Genomic DNA, 14,212 nt, shown 5'->3' on the forward strand with positions numbered 1-14,212 from the left:
TCGGGAATTCTGCATGAACTTCATTCAAAGCAATCTCCACAACCTCCTGGCTGTCTGCTGGTTCGCCCTGTGCTGGGGTGGCTACACCCGCTATGCCATCTGGAAGGGCCGCGATACCGCGTGCCTGGCCAGCGTGCTGCACCTGTACCGGGAAGACTGGATGCGCCGCATGCTGCTGCGCGACAACCGCATCGCCGACGCCAGCGTGATCGGCAACCTGGAGCGCAATGCCTCGTTCTTCGCCTCCAGCACCCTGATCATCCTCGCCGGCATTCTCACCGTGCTGGGTGCTTCGGATCGCGCCCTGTCGCTGCTCGCGGACCTGCCACTGGTGCAGCAGGCATCCCAGGGCATGTCGGAGATCAAGCTGCTGTGCCTGGCCATGGTCTTCGTCTACGCCTTCTTCACCTTCAGCTGGTGCATGCGCCAGTACAACTTTGCCGCGGTGCTGGTGGGGTCGGCGCCAATGATCGGTGAGCGTCAGGTCAACGAACTGGAGCGCAAGGCCTTTGCCTCGCGTGCGGCACGCGTGCTGTCGCTGGCAGCCAACCAGTTCAACTTTGGCTTGCGCTCTTACTACTTCGGCATGGCCATGCTTACCTGGTTCATCAGCCCCTGGCTGTTCATGGTCGTGAGTGTCGGTGTCGTGCTGATTCTGTATCGCCGTGAATTCCACTCCGATGTGCTGGATGTGATGGTGTTCACACCCACCGAAAGTGCACCGACAGAAGTGCCGAGGGAAAGTTCCAGTAGTATTAACTGAAACGTTTAACTCAATAAAGGCAGGCACAAAAAAACCCGACGATGTCGGGTTTTTCTGTTCTGCTTGAATTACTGCTTGGCAGGTTCGGCCGGCGCGGTTTCCGGTGCCGGAGTCGCTGGGGCGGCCTCTTCGGCAGCCTTCTTCTCGGCTTCGGCCTGATCTTTGGCGGCTTCGGCGTTTTCCTTGGCGGCGTCGTTCATTTTATCCTGAGCTTCGCCCATCTTTTCCTGGGCTTGCTCGGCGTGTTGCTGTGCGTCTTGGGCTTTGTCTTCGCTCGCTTTATCGCAAGCAGCCAGGCCCATGGCAGCAGCCAGCATCAGAGCAAAAGCAAAAGGTTTACGCATGGGGGTGTTTCCTCTTGGTGAATAACTGAGTTGTTCCTTCGAGTTCAGCCATGCGGGATAAGTTCCGTGTGAATTACAGATATATAACGCCGCGTTCTATATAGACTTTTTACTGGTTTTATGCCGTTACGGCAGTGATCACGGAAACAGCGCATGAACGATTCAAGCTTGCAGGCCATGGCCGAACGCTTTCTTTCAGCATTGAAACATTGCCAGTTGTTGCAGATGCGCGTGGCCCGTGCCGACAGTGGCGGCATGACGCTGGTCATGCCCTGGTCGCCGGCGATCGTTGGCAACCCACAGACCGGTGCGATACACGGTGGGGCGTTGACCACATTGATGGATACCACGTGCGGCATGGCCACCTTGTGCGTGTTGCCGCGCTTCGAGGTGTGCCCGACGCTGGACCTGCGTATCGACTACATGCACGCCGCTGTGCCGGACAAGCCGATTTACGGCCATGCCCAGTGCTACCGGGTGACCCGTGACGTGATCTTCACCCGGGGCACAGCCTATCAGGACGACCCCGAGCAGCCGATCTGCCATGTGGTGGGGACCTTCATGCGCCTGGGCCAGGAGATCAAGGGTGGCATCCGTTTCGGCAACAGCCTGAAGGAGGGCGGGGCATGATCCCTGAAGACGTTCGCCAACAGTTGAACGCGGCCCACGCGGTCGGCGACTACGGCCCGTTGCTGGCCTTGATCCCTTACGCCGGCCTGATCGGTATCGAGTGCCAGCGCGACGGCGATGACCTGCTGTTTCGCCTGCCGGCCAGCCAGGACAATATCGGCAACCCCTTGCTGCCAGCCATCCACGGTGGCGTCATCGCCGGCTTCATGGAGCTCTCTGCGGCCCTGTACCTGCTGATCTACAGCGAGAGCGCGAGCATTCCGAAGATCATCGATTTCTCCATCGACTACCTGCGCGCCGGGCTTTATCGCGACACCTACGCCCAGTGCCAGCTATGGCGCCAGGGCCGGCGCGTGACCAACGTGGCGATCACCGCCTGGCAGGCTGACCGGCAGTCGCCGATCGCTACCGCCCGCGCGCATTTCAAGATCGAACCGGAAAAGCCCTTGAAATCGTCCGGGCAGCCCCCATCTGCATGACATCCGCCGTTAAAGCAGGCCATGTCGGCCGCCAGGCGCCACTGCCATCAGATCGGAGTTTTGAAGACCATGAGTGTGGAGACTCAAAAAGAAACGCTGGGCTTCCAGACCGAGGTAAAGCAACTGCTGCACCTCATGATCCATTCGCTGTACTCGAACAAGGAGATCTTCCTGCGTGAGCTGATCTCCAACGCCTCCGACGCCGCCGACAAGCTGCGCTTCGAGGCCCTGGCCAAGCCAGAGCTGCTCGAGGGCGACGCCGACCTGAAGATTCGCCTGAGCTTCGACAAGGCCGCCGGTACCGTGACCCTCGAGGACAACGGCATCGGCATGAGCCGCGAAGAGGTCATCGCCCACCTGGGTACCATCGCCAAGTCCGGCACCGCCGACTTCATGAAGAACCTCACCGGCGACCAGAAGAAGGATTCGCACCTGATCGGTCAGTTCGGCGTGGGCTTCTACTCGGCGTTCATCGTCGCCGACCAGGTCGACGTCTACAGCCGCCGTGCCGGCCAGCCAGCCGCCGAAGGCGTGCACTGGTCGTCGAAGGGCGAGGGCGAGTTCCAAGTCGCCACCATCGACAAGCCACAGCGCGGTACCCGCATTGTCCTGCACCTGAAGAAGGACGAGCAGGAATTTGCCGATGGCTGGCGCCTGCGCAACGTGGTCAAGAAGTACTCCGACCACATCGCCCTGCCGATCGAACTGCCCAAGGAGCAGGCCGAAGCCGCCGAGGGTGAAGAGCAAGCGGCGCAGGAATGGGAAACCGTCAACCGCGCCAGCGCCCTGTGGACCCGTTCGCGCTCCGAGGTGAAGGACGAGGAATACCAGGAGTTCTACAAGCACATCGGCCATGACTTCGAAAACCCGCTGGCCTGGAGCCACAACAAGGTCGAAGGCAAGCTCGAATACAACTCGCTGCTGTACGTGCCGGCCCGCGCACCGTTCGACCTGTACCAGCGCGAAGCGCCACGCGGCCTGAAGCTGTACGTGCAGCGCGTATTCATCATGGACCAGGCCGAGTCGTTCCTGCCGCTGTACCTGCGCTTCATCAAGGGTGTGGTCGACTCCAACGACCTGTCGCTGAACGTGTCCCGCGAGATCCTGCAGAAAGACCCGATCATCGATTCGATGAAGACCGCGCTGACCAAGCGTGTGCTGGACATGCTGGAGAAGCTGGCGAAGAACGAGCCTGAGCAGTACAAGGGCTTCTGGAAGAACTTCGGCCAGGTGCTGAAGGAAGGCCCGGCAGAAGACTTCGCCAACAAGGAAAAGATCGCCGGCCTGCTGCGCTTCGCCTCCACCCAGGACGACAGCGGCGAGCAGAGCGTTGCCCTGGCCGACTACCTGGCGCGCGCCAAGGAAGGCCAGGACAAGATCTACTACCTCACCGGCGAGTCCTACGCCCAGGTCAAGAACAGCCCGCACCTGGAAGTCTTCCGCAAGAAAGGCATCGAGGTACTACTGCTGACCGACCGTATCGACGAGTGGCTGATGAGCTACCTCAACGAGTTCGATGGCAAGGCATTCGTCGACGTCGCCCGTGGCGACCTGGACCTGGGCAAGCTGGACTCGGAAGAGGACAAGAAAGCCCAGGAAGAAGTGGCCAAGGACAAGGAAGGCCTGGTCGAGCGCCTGAAAGGTGCATTGGGTGACAGCGTCGCCGAAGTGCGCGTCTCGCACCGCCTGACCGACTCGCCGGCGATTCTCGCCATCGGCGAACAGGACCTGGGCCTGCAGATGCGCCAGATCCTCGAAGCCAGCGGCCAGAAGGTGCCGGAGTCGAAGCCGATTTTCGAATTCAACCCGACTCACCCGCTGATCGAGAAGCTGGACAACGAGCAGAGCGAAGACCGTTTCGCCGAACTGTCGCACATCCTCTTCGATCAGGCCGCACTGGCGGCCGGTGACAGCCTGAAGGACCCGGCGGCTTACGTTCGTCGCCTGAACAAGCTACTGGTCGAGCTGTCTGCTTGAGTTGATGTACAGGAAAGCCCGCTTCGGCGGGCTTTTTTCATGGCGGGCTGTTTTAAGAAAAATGCCTAAGGAGTGCTTGATGAGCAAGGTAATCGTCGAATCGCTGGTCTATCACCTGTCCGGCAAGACGTATGAGAGCCGCCTGGTCTACGAGCCAGGAGCGCTGGGTCGGCCGGGCCTGGTGATGGCACCGAACTGGATGGGCATCGGTGAAGGCGCCGAGCGTATCGCCAAGGAAGTGGCCGAGAAGGGTTATGTGGTGCTGATTGCCGACCTTTATGGGCAGTCGGTGCGCCCGTCCAATGCCGATGAGGCAGGGGCGGCGATGATGCCGCTGAAGAACGACCGTGGCGAGTTGCGCAAGCGCATGAAAGAGGCCCTGGACCAATTGCTGGGGCAGTCCAAGGCGCTGCTGGAGCCGGGCAAGGTGGCAACCTTCGGCTTCTGCTTCGGCGGTTGCTGCGCCCTGGAACTGGCCCGTACCGGCGCCGACCTGAGGGCGGCAGTGTCGTTCCACGGCACGCTGGACACGCCGAACCCTGAAGATGCCAAGCGTATCAAGGGCTCGGTACTGGTATTGCACGGTGCTTCCGACCCGCTGGTGCCGAAGGAGCAATTGCCGGCGTTCGAAGACGAGATGAACGCGGCCAAGGTGGATTGGCAGCTGCTGAGCTACGGTGGCGCGGTGCATTCGTTCACTGACCCGAATGCCAATGTGCCGGGCAAGATGCAGTATGACCGTCGCACCTCGGAGCGCGCGTTCCGCTCGATGCACAATCTGCTCAGCGAAGTGTTCCAGCGCTGACATCGCCTGGGGCCGCAAAGCGGCCCCATTCAGCGAGGCAACTCGATTCTCGAAGTTTCCCCAGGCACCACCGGCCAATCCCCCGCAGCCCACTTGGCCCTGGCCCGCTCGATCAACTCCACATCACTGGCCACAAAGTTCCAGTTCATCCGCCTCGGCCCATCCAGCGGCTCGCCGCCAATCAGCACCAACTGGCATTCTCCCTCGGCGCACAGGGTGACCTCTTCCCCTTCCGGCAACACGACCAGGCTGCAGGCCGCAACCTGTTCGCCATCCATGAACAGCTCGCCATCGAGCAGATACAGCGCCCGCTGCGCATGTTCGTCGGGTACCACCAGGGTAGTGGCCGGCTGCATCAGCACATGTGCGTAAAGGGTAGGGGAGAGCACCGGCACCGGTGACTCCAGGCAGAACCCGCTGCCGGCAATCATGCAGATACGCACGCCCAGATTGTCACTGACCGGCAGGCTCGCCGCCGGGTGGTGGCTGTAGCTCGGCTCGCCCTGTTCCAAGGCCTGTGGCGATGCCAGCCATACCTGTAGCCCATGCAGGCGTGAGCCATGGGCCAGGGCGTCCGCAGGCGTACGCTCTACGTGCGCCACTCCCTTGCCAGCGGTCATCCAGCTCACATCACCGGGCAGTACCCGCTGCTCCGAGCCAAGGCTGTCCTTGTGCAGGATCGCGCCTTCGAACAGGTACGTCAGTGTGGACAGGCCAATATGCGGGTGCTGGCGGATATCCATGCCATGGCCTGGCGCATAGTCGGTCTCGAGCATGTGGTCGAAGAACACGAACGGGCCGACGCTGCGGCACTGGGCCGAGGGCAGCGGGCGCAGGATCGGCTGGCCCTCGACCGATTCGGCACGAGGACGGATGATCAGGGGGCTGCTCATGGCGGGCTCCAGGCGGGTAGGAAATACCCCAAGCATAACGGTTTGCCGGGCAATGCTGAACCGTTGCGCTGGCTGCCGGGTCTACCCTGTTCATGCCAGGAAAAGGACGTAGCCCATGATTGCCAGAGCGCTGGCCTGCATGCTGTTGTCTGGCTGGCTATGCCAGATGGCACAGGCCCGTGACTACCGCTACAGCGATGCCCATTTGCACTACGTGGATTTCTTCCAGGAGACCGAGGGCATGCCGGCGCTGATCAAGGCCATGGATCAGGCAGGTATCGAGCATTCGATGATTTCCGGCATCCCGGTGGCCAAGAAATGGCACGAAGACGAGCCCAAGCGCCCGCGCTATTACGCCGGCGACGACGCCGATGCCTATTGGTACAGCGCCACCGATACCTATGTGGCTGCTGCGCTGGAAAAACTGCCGGCCGAGCAGCGAAAGCGTTTTCACCCGTTTCTGACGGGCTTCAACCCGGTGGACAAGAATGCCGTCAGTCATATCGAGCGCATGCTCGAACTCAACCCCGGGCTTTGGCAGGGAATCGGCGAAGTGTTCACCCGGCATGACGACCTGACTGCGCTGACCAGTGGCGATACCCCGCGGGCCAACAACGAGGCCATGACCCGTGTCTATCACCTGGCGGCGGAACGCGACATGCCGGTGCTGCTGCACTCGAACATCACCTCCAAGCGTGAGCGCAACCCGCTGTACCTGGCCGAGATCGAGGAGCCGCTGCGCAATCATCCGCATACCCGGTTCATCTGGGCGCATGCCGGAAGCAGTGCGGAGATCCATCGGCACCAGACGCGGATGGACTTTCTGTTGCCGGTGTTGACGCGCTTGCTGGCGGATTATCCGAATTTGTATGTGGATTTGTCGTGGAGTGTGCTGGAGCCCTATCTGCTGGACGAGCAGGGCGTGCCGCGCAAGGAGTGGCTGGCGCTGGTCGAGCGCTATCCGGAGCGGTTCATGCTGGGGTCGGATGTGGTGGGGCGGTTTGGCAGCCTTGGGGAGCAGATGCACGGCTTCAGGCCGTTTCTGGATGCCTTGCCCGAAGAGGTGGCCAACAAGGTGGCTCGGGATAACTTCCTGGCGGTGTTGCCCAAAGGGAGGAAGTAGTCGCCTGTACTGGCCTCTTCGCGGGCAAGCCCGCTCCCACAGGGATTGCGCAGCGCTCAAGGCTTGTGCGGTCCCTGTGGGAGCGGGCTTGCCCGCGAAGAGGCCAGTGCAGGCAACGCAAATGAAAACGCCCCGAACCGGTCGGGGCGTTTCACTTGCCGCAGTAGCGTCTTACTTGCCAGCCCAGCGCTTGAGCACCAGGGTGGCGTTGGTGCCGCCAAAGCCGAAGCTGTTGCTCATGACCGTGTCGATCTTGGCGTTTTCTTCGGTTTTGCGCAGTACCGGCAGGTCGGCGACTTCCGGGTCCAGCTCGTCGATGTTGGCGGAGCCGGCGATGAAGTTGTTTTCCATCATCAGCAGGCAGTAGATCGCCTCGTGCACGCCAGCGGCGCCCAGCGAGTGGCCCGACAGGCTCTTGGTCGAGCTGATCTTCGGTGCCTTGTCGCCAAACACTTCGCGAACGCCCTTCATCTCGGCAACGTCACCGACCGGGGTCGAGGTGCCGTGGGTGTTCAGGTAGTCGATCGGGGTGTCGACGGTGGACAGCGCCTGCTGCATGCAGCGGATGGCACCTTCGCCGCTCGGCGCGACCATGTCGTAGCCGTCGGAGGTGGCACCGTAGCCGACGATTTCGGCGTAGATCTTGGCGCCGCGGGCCAGGGCGTGTTCCAGCTCCTCGACCACGACCATGCCGCCGCCGCCAGCGATGACGAAGCCATCACGGTCGGCGTCGTAGGCGCGCGAAGCCAGTTCCGGGGTTTCGTTGCGCTTGGTCGACAGGGCGCCCATGGCATCGAACAGGAACGACTGGCTCCAGTGCTCTTCTTCACCACCGCCGGCGAAGACGATGTCCTGCTTGCCCCACTGGATCTGCTCCAGGGCGGTGCCGATGCAGTGTGCGGAAGTGGCGCAGGCCGACGAGATCGAGTAGTTGATGCCCTTGATCTTGAACGGGGTGGCCAGGCAGGCCGAAACGGTGCTGCCCATGGTGCGGGTGACGCGGTACGGGCCGACGCGCTTGACGCCTTTTTCGCGCAGGGTATCCAGCGCTTCCATCTGGTTCAGGGTCGAGGCGCCGCCGGAGCCGGCAACCAGGCCGGTACGCGGGTTGGACACCTGCTCTTCGGTCAGGCCGGAATCCTTGATCGCGTCCTGCATCGCCAGGTAGGCGTAGGCAGCGGCGTGGCCGACGAAGCGGTAGACCTTGCGGTCGATCAGTTCTTCGAGGTTGAGGTCGATGGACCCGGAAACCTGGCTACGCAGCCCCATTTCCTTGTATTCCGGGTTGTAACGGATACCCGGACGGCTGTTGCGCAGGTTTTCGGTGACGGTAGCTTTGTCATTGCCCAGGCACGATACGATGCCCAGACCAGTGATAACGACGCGGCGCATGCGAATAACCCTTAGAAATTGTCAGTGGAGGTGAACACGCCGACCCGCAGGGCTTCGGCGGTGTAGATCTCGCGACCGTCGACGCTGACCGAGCCATCGGCGATGGCCATGTTCAGCTTACCCTTCAGGACGCGCTTGATGTGAATGTTGTAGGTGACTTTCTTGGCGGTCGGCAGTACCTGGCCGAAGAACTTCACTTCGCCCGAACCCAGCGCACGGCCACGGCCCGGCAGGCCTTGCCAGCCGAGGAAGAAACCGACCAGCTGCCACATGGCGTCGAGGCCCAGGCAGCCCGGCATCACCGGGTCGCCTTCGAAATGGCAGGCGAAGAACCACAGGTCCGGGGTGATATCCAGCTCGGCGACCAATTCACCTTTGCCGTACTTGCCGCCTTCTTCGCTGATATGGGTGATGCGATCGACCATCAGCATGTTCGGCGCGGGCAGTTGCGCATTACCTGGGCCGAACAGCTCACCGCGACTGCAGCGCAGCAGGTCTTCCCGAGTAAAGGCGTGTTGTTTGGTCATGCGAGCTCCTCAATAACCCCCTGTGGCAGGGGATGAATCTTCCCGGCCGGCCCTTCTTGCTTCTGGGACGGCAGCCTACAGGTAGACTATTGCGTTGTGGTGAAAGTCACAGCGCACCTGGCGAAAGAAGTACAGGTGTGCACTGAAACGTCTATTTTCAGGTCCGAACAAGGTCCTGTCCAGTACTTAAGACTGCCGCACTTTAGCATTTATCGCCAGTCGCCGCTGTCCGTCCTGGCAACCAGCGCTGCAATACCCGCTGCAACTCGGTGCGGCGGAACGGTTTGCTCAGGTAATCGTTCATGCCTGCGGCCATGCAGCGCTCCCGGTCACCCTGCAAGGCATTGGCGGTCAAGGCGATGATCGGCAATTGGCCGCAGGCCGGCAGCTGGCGGATACGCCGGGTGGCTTCGTAGCCATCCACCTGGGGCAGACGGCAATCCATCAATACCGCAGCAAACTGATGCTGGCTGACCTGTTCCACCGCCTGTAACCCATCGTGGGCCACGCTGACCTCCATCCCCAGGCTGCGTAACATGGCTTCGATGACGCTTTGATTGACCGGATTGTCCTCCACCAGCAGGATGCGTTTGCCCACCTCCAGGGGCGCACTGCCCGCCGAAGCGCCGGCCGGCGTTGCCGGTACGGTGCTGGCCAGGGGCAGCGGCATTTCCAGGGTAAAGGTCGAGCCCAGCCCTTCGCGGCTTTCGCCGCGCAGCTTGCCGCCCATGCGCTCGGCCAGGGTGCGGGCGATCGACAGGCCCAGGCCCGTGCCGCCATAGCGCCGCGAAATCGAGCTGTCGGCTTGCTGGAAGGCGACGAACATCATTTCCAGGCGTTCGCTGTCGATGCCGATGCCGGTGTCGCGCACGCTGCAGGTGAACCACAGCAACTGGCGGTCAAGCAGCTGCCAGCGCGCCTCGACCTGAACTTGGCCACGCTCGGTGAACTTCAGGGCGTTGCCGATCAGGTTGAGCAAGATCTGGCGGATGCGTGTCGGGTCGCCCACCACCTGGGGTTGTGCGCCCTCTGCCGGCAATTGCAGGTGCAGCTCCAGGCCGCGCTGTTGGGCGCTGTGCTGGAATGACTGCACGCTGCTGGCGATCAGCTCAACCAGGTTGAAGTCGATGTGCTCCAGCTCCAGCGTGGTGCGTTCGATCCGCGAGAAGTCGAGGATGTCATTGATGACTTTCAGCAAGTGCCCGGTGGACTCGCTGGCCACCGCCGTGTAATCGGCCTGTTCGCTGGTCAGCTGGGTGGTTTCCAGCAACTGCAGCATGCCCAGCACACCGTTCATGGGGGTGCGCAGTTCGTGGCTCATCATCGCCAGGAACTCCGACTTCGCGCCGTTGGCCTGTTCGGCTTCCTCGCGTGCCTGGATCAACTGGGCGATGGCCTGCTTTTGTTCGGCGCTGGCCTGGTCCAGGGCGTTGGCCAGGTTGTTGATATGGCGCGCCAGGTGGCCGAGCTCGCTGTCGTCGACCACCGGCAGCGGGGCGTTGAATTCACCCTGCTGGATGGCCTTGACCGCGTGGCCCATGTCGCTGATCGGCTTGGCCAGGCTCATGGCCAGGCGGCGCGCCAGGAGGAACGTGAACAGCAGGGCGAAGAGCGCAAGGATGCCAGCCTTGAACACGATCTCCTGCTGGCGCTGGCTGAAGGCGTCGTCGGACATGCCGACGATCACCCGGCCCAGGTAGTCGTCGCCGATGGCCGGTGCCGGCGCCTTGCCCTGTTGCAGGAAGTCGCTGTCCAGGCGGATCTGCTGCAGGCGGATCGGCGCCTGGAACACTTCCACCTGCTGCGCCCGGTTGTTGCTCTCGTCCTGCTGCTCGACGTACACCAGGATGTGGTTGCGGCTGTCCTGCACCTCGAGGAAGCGCACATGCGGGATGCTCAGGGTGGCGCGCATCAGGCCTTCGAGCACTTCATTGTTACCGGATATGACGCCGTACTCGGAGGCGGGCGCCAGCTGGTTGGCAATCAGCTGCCCTGTGTGGTTCAGCTCCTGGCGCAAATCCTGGATCCGCACGAAGGTGAAGAAGCTGATCAACAGCAAGGTCAGCAACAGTGCCGGGCCCAGGCTGATGATCTGGGTGCGGGTATGGATGTCCCAGCTCAGGCGTTTGCTCATGGGGTGGGTTCTCCTTCGGCCAGGGCCTTGGCGGTGGCGTTCGGATCGATCGGTTCAAGGCCCAGGGCGCGCGCCACCTGCTGGTTGCCGCTGACGCCGTAGTGCATCGGGTACAGGCTGCGCGGCCAGCGCGCCGGGGATTGGTCGAGCAGCTGGTCGAGCACGGCCAGCCAGTCATCCTGGTCGCTGTAGGTGCTGGCCAGGGCGCCGGCGCGGACGAAGCCGGCGTTCGGGCCGATCAGTGCCATCTGCCGGCCATAGCTGCTGAGCAGCAGGTTCTTCGCCGTCTTCGAGTTGTACAGCTCGGGGTCGTCGATGCCGAGCAGCACGTCGCTGCTGGCCAGCAGGTGCTGCAAGGGGCGGCTGTCGCGTTGGTCCGGCCAGTCCTGGGCGACGATTTCAAGGCCCAGCGCGCGTGCTGCCTGGCGCAGTTCGTCGAGCATGAAATGGCTGTGCTCACCGTACAGCACGCCGATACGCTGGGCCTGCGGCAACAGGTAGCGGGCCAGGCGCAGCTGCCGGGCCATGGGCGGGTCGCTCCACAACAGCGTCAGGTACGCGGGTCGCGACTTTCCCAGGCGTTGTTCAGCCTGTACCCGGCTGATGCGCATGGCCAGGGCAGGTGGCCCGCTGTTTTCGCCCAGGCGCCACTCCAGCGCGGCGTTGTCGAGCAGCACCAGGCGCACGTCAGCCTTGAGCTGGCTGGGGCGGGCCAGCTCGGCGACGCTGCGAAAGTGCACCTGGTCATGGCTGCGGCGGCCTTGCAGGGCTTCGACGAAGCTGCGCACGCCGGGCTGGTCTTCGCCGCCAACCAGCAGGATTTCGCTGGCGGACAGCGACCCCAGTGGCCACAGGCAGAACAGCAGCAGGCGTAGCAGCCGGGCCATCAGAACTCCAGCTCCGCGCTTACGCTGAGGCGGTGGCGGCTGTCATAACGGTTCTGAATCAACGTGGTCGGCTCGTCGTCCAGGCGTTGCTGCCACAGCGCAGCCAGCTCCAGGTTGCTGCTCTGGATGCGAAAACGCTTGGCCACGCGCAGGTCGAGGCGCTCGTAACGGTACTGGTTGAGCGCATCGTCGCCGTAGTAGAACAGCGCGCTGGACCAGCCATCGCCCCACTCGCGCATCCACCCGGCCGAACCACTGTTGCGGGCGGTGTTGGCGCTGTCGGCGGGGTTGCTGGCCCAGGCATCGACATAGGCATAGGTCAGGCGCAGGCGATCACGCGGCGCCAGGCGCCAGTCGAACTGTGCCTCGCTGCCGGTGAAACGGGCCTTGTTGGCGTTGCTGGCGATGTACTGGTTGTTCTTCAGGGGCTCGCTGATCATTCCGGTGATCTCGTCGTAGAACAGCTTCACATCCATGTTCAGGTCGATGTCGCTGAAGTAGCCGTTGTAGCCCAGTTCGCGCGAGCGCATGCGCTCCTGCTCGAGGTCGCCCGGGCCGCGGGTCTTGACGAAGTATTCGGCATTGCGCTGGCCGAAAGCCGAGGGGTTCAGGTTCTTGACCGTGTAGCTCCAGTTGACGTTGTTCTCGAACATGTCCGGCGAGCGCACCGCCTCGGAATACACCGCGCGCAGGCCGTGGCGCGGGGTGATCAGGTAGTTGACCGCCATGCGCGGGGTCAGGGAGCTGCCGGACAGGCGCGAATCCTCGAGCATCGCACCGCCCTGAAGAATCCAGTGCTCGTCGGCGCGCCACTCCAGCTGGCCGAACAGGCGCCAGGTCTGGTCGTCGATGCTGCCATTGAAGTACGTCTGCGAATCGGCGCGATCATAGCGGTAGTTCATGCCGCTGAGCAGGCGCAGGCTGTCAGTCAGGCTCAGGGTGTCCTGGACTTCCAGGTCATAGCGGGTTTCGCGGGTGCTCTGGTCGACATCGCCGCAGACCACGTTCTTGCCGCCCTGGTTGTTCCACTGGTCCTTGATCGCATCGACCAGCGCCTGTTCCTCAGGGTTGCTGCTGCTCGGCGGGTTGTTCGCGCCGCGGGCGACCTTTTCGGCGAAGTCGGGGTTCATCTGCCACAAGCGGGTCAGCTCGGGGCTGAACGACAGTGCCGCGTCGCAGGCGCGCCAGACCTGCTGGCGGTCGAAATGCTGGGCCGAACCCTGCACATACAGGCTGTGCTCGGGGTTGAAGTCGATGTTCCAGCGTACCGAGCCGGCATAGTCCTTGGCGTTGACGTCGGCGTTGTCGCCGGTCTGGGTGACGTAGGGGAACACCGGCTGGTAGGTATACGGCCGCTGGTTGCTGCCTTCCTTGGCCGCCAGTTGCCATTCCAGGGTCTGGTCCGGCGCCAGTACGTGGCTGACACTGAGGTTGAAGCGGTTCAGGCGGCGGCTGTCGCGGTAGTCCTGGCCGAACTGGTTCTCGTCGAAGCCATCGTCCTGCTGGCCGGACACCGACAGGCGCAGGTCGCCACCGTCCCAGCCGAAGCCGTGGCTGAGGTAATAGTCGTTGATGCCGTCCTGGCCGCGGGTCAGTTTCATCCGTGTGCCGTGGCTGTCGGCCGGGTTGCGGGTGAGGATGTTGACCACCGCCATCAGCGCGTTGGCGCCGTAGCTGACGGTGTTGGGGCCGCGGAACACCTCGATGCGCTCGATGTCCTCGATGGCCACCGGGATGTCGCTCCAGTCCACCGTGGCCAGGCCGGCACGGTACACCGAGCGGCCGTCGATCAGCACTTGCATGCGCCGCGCTTCGTTGACGTTGCTGCCATGGTAGTTGACGGTCGGCTGGTTGCCGGCGCCATAGCCGATCATCATCCCCGGGACCAGGCGCAGCAGTTCTGGGATGTCGCGCGCGCCGCTGGCACGGATCAGTTCGTTGTCGAGCACGGTCATGCTGCCCGGCACTGCCGCCGGGGATTGTTTCAGGCGCGTGGCGGTCAGAACCTGCGGCAGGTCCGTGTTGTCGATGAACAAGTCGTCAGCCATGGCCGAGCCGCCGAGCAGGGCGGTCAGCAGCAACAGGCGAGGGTAGGGGGGCGGGCCGGGGAACACAGGACAGCCTTGTCTCAGGATTGAAACAGGCATGTTAACTGACCGGGAGGGTTTTGCCAGTGCGTCATCGACGACGCCAGCCTTGGCGCTTGGCAGGGGAGCCGTATAATGAGCGGGTCGCCACTTAACTTATTGGCTTTAACG

Annotated in this window: 13 protein-coding genes; 6 read left to right on the forward strand and 7 right to left on the reverse strand. The window is 62.9% G+C overall.

From position 1 onward, the window contains the following. Positions 1–13 precede the first annotated feature (13 nt). Entirely contained in the window at positions 14–763 is a 750-nt protein-coding gene (locus CAF78_RS27110; RefSeq protein WP_085673076.1) for a DUF599 domain-containing protein, read from the forward strand. 68 nt (positions 764–831) lie between these two features. Here CAF78_RS27110 and CAF78_RS27115 read toward each other — a convergent pair whose 3' ends face one another. Beyond that, positions 832–1,107, reverse strand: coding sequence for a hypothetical protein (locus CAF78_RS27115; protein ID WP_016393105.1), 276 nt, complete (start codon positions 1,105–1,107; stop codon positions 832–834). Positions 1,108–1,260: 153 nt separating this feature from the next. Between CAF78_RS27115 and CAF78_RS27120 the strand changes: the two genes are divergently transcribed. From CAF78_RS27120 to CAF78_RS27135, 4 genes are all read left to right on the forward strand, one after another. Continuing rightward, on the forward strand, positions 1,261–1,737 hold the full coding sequence (locus tag CAF78_RS27120; protein ID WP_085673078.1) for a PaaI family thioesterase: 477 nt from the start codon (positions 1,261–1,263) through the stop codon (positions 1,735–1,737). Continuing rightward, positions 1,734–2,216 (forward strand): PaaI family thioesterase, encoded by a 483-nt coding sequence (locus tag CAF78_RS27125; RefSeq protein WP_085673080.1) that lies wholly within the window; start codon positions 1,734–1,736, stop codon positions 2,214–2,216. The genes CAF78_RS27120 and CAF78_RS27125 overlap by 4 nt, the downstream gene beginning before the upstream one ends. Before the next feature lie 69 nt (positions 2,217–2,285). Next, positions 2,286–4,193: a molecular chaperone HtpG gene (gene htpG / locus CAF78_RS27130; RefSeq protein ID WP_085673082.1), complete on the forward strand. Its 1,908-nt coding sequence runs from the start codon at positions 2,286–2,288 to the stop codon at positions 4,191–4,193. A 79-nt stretch (positions 4,194–4,272) separates the two neighbouring features. Then, on the forward strand, positions 4,273–4,998 hold the full coding sequence (locus CAF78_RS27135) for a dienelactone hydrolase family protein (RefSeq protein WP_085673084.1): 726 nt from the start codon (positions 4,273–4,275) through the stop codon (positions 4,996–4,998). 29 nt (positions 4,999–5,027) lie between these two features. Here the strand turns inward: CAF78_RS27135 and CAF78_RS27140 are convergent, their stop codons facing one another. Further along, the gene (locus tag CAF78_RS27140) at positions 5,028–5,891 is read right to left on the reverse strand and encodes a pirin family protein (RefSeq protein ID WP_085673086.1); all 864 of its coding nucleotides are present in this window, start codon (positions 5,889–5,891) and stop codon (positions 5,028–5,030) included. A gap of 115 nt (positions 5,892–6,006) precedes the next feature. Here CAF78_RS27140 and CAF78_RS27145 point away from each other — a divergent pair, with 115 nt between their 5' ends. Further along, a complete protein-coding gene (locus tag CAF78_RS27145) occupies positions 6,007–7,014 on the forward strand; it encodes an amidohydrolase family protein (RefSeq protein ID WP_085673088.1) in 1,008 nt (335 codons plus the stop codon). A gap of 171 nt (positions 7,015–7,185) precedes the next feature. Here CAF78_RS27145 and fabB read toward each other — a convergent pair whose 3' ends face one another. The 5 genes from fabB to CAF78_RS27175 form a co-directional block, all read right to left on the reverse strand. Then, on the reverse strand, positions 7,186–8,406 hold the full coding sequence (fabB, locus tag CAF78_RS27155; RefSeq protein WP_085673092.1) for a beta-ketoacyl-ACP synthase I: 1,221 nt from the start codon (positions 8,404–8,406) through the stop codon (positions 7,186–7,188). A gap of 11 nt (positions 8,407–8,417) precedes the next feature. Beyond that, complete coding sequence (gene fabA, locus CAF78_RS27160; RefSeq protein ID WP_012315334.1) at positions 8,418–8,933, reverse strand: 3-hydroxyacyl-[acyl-carrier-protein] dehydratase FabA; 516 nt, start codon at positions 8,931–8,933, stop codon at positions 8,418–8,420. Between the two features lie 202 nt (positions 8,934–9,135). Then, positions 9,136–11,067, reverse strand: a complete 1,932-nt coding sequence (locus tag CAF78_RS27165) for a response regulator (RefSeq protein WP_085673095.1) — start codon at positions 11,065–11,067, stop codon at positions 9,136–9,138. Beyond that, entirely contained in the window at positions 11,064–11,954 is an 891-nt protein-coding gene (locus CAF78_RS27170; protein WP_085673097.1) for an ABC transporter substrate-binding protein, read from the reverse strand. Before CAF78_RS27170 ends, CAF78_RS27165 begins: the two co-directional genes overlap by 4 nt. Continuing rightward, positions 11,954–14,101: a TonB-dependent siderophore receptor gene (locus tag CAF78_RS27175; protein WP_177408579.1), complete on the reverse strand. Its 2,148-nt coding sequence runs from the start codon at positions 14,099–14,101 to the stop codon at positions 11,954–11,956. The genes CAF78_RS27170 and CAF78_RS27175 overlap by 1 nt, the downstream gene beginning before the upstream one ends. Between the last annotated feature and the right edge of the window lie 111 nt (positions 14,102–14,212).

The sequence above is a fragment of the Pseudomonas sp. R28(2017) genome, from assembly GCF_002112505.1.
Classification (GTDB): domain Bacteria; phylum Pseudomonadota; class Gammaproteobacteria; order Pseudomonadales; family Pseudomonadaceae; genus Aquipseudomonas.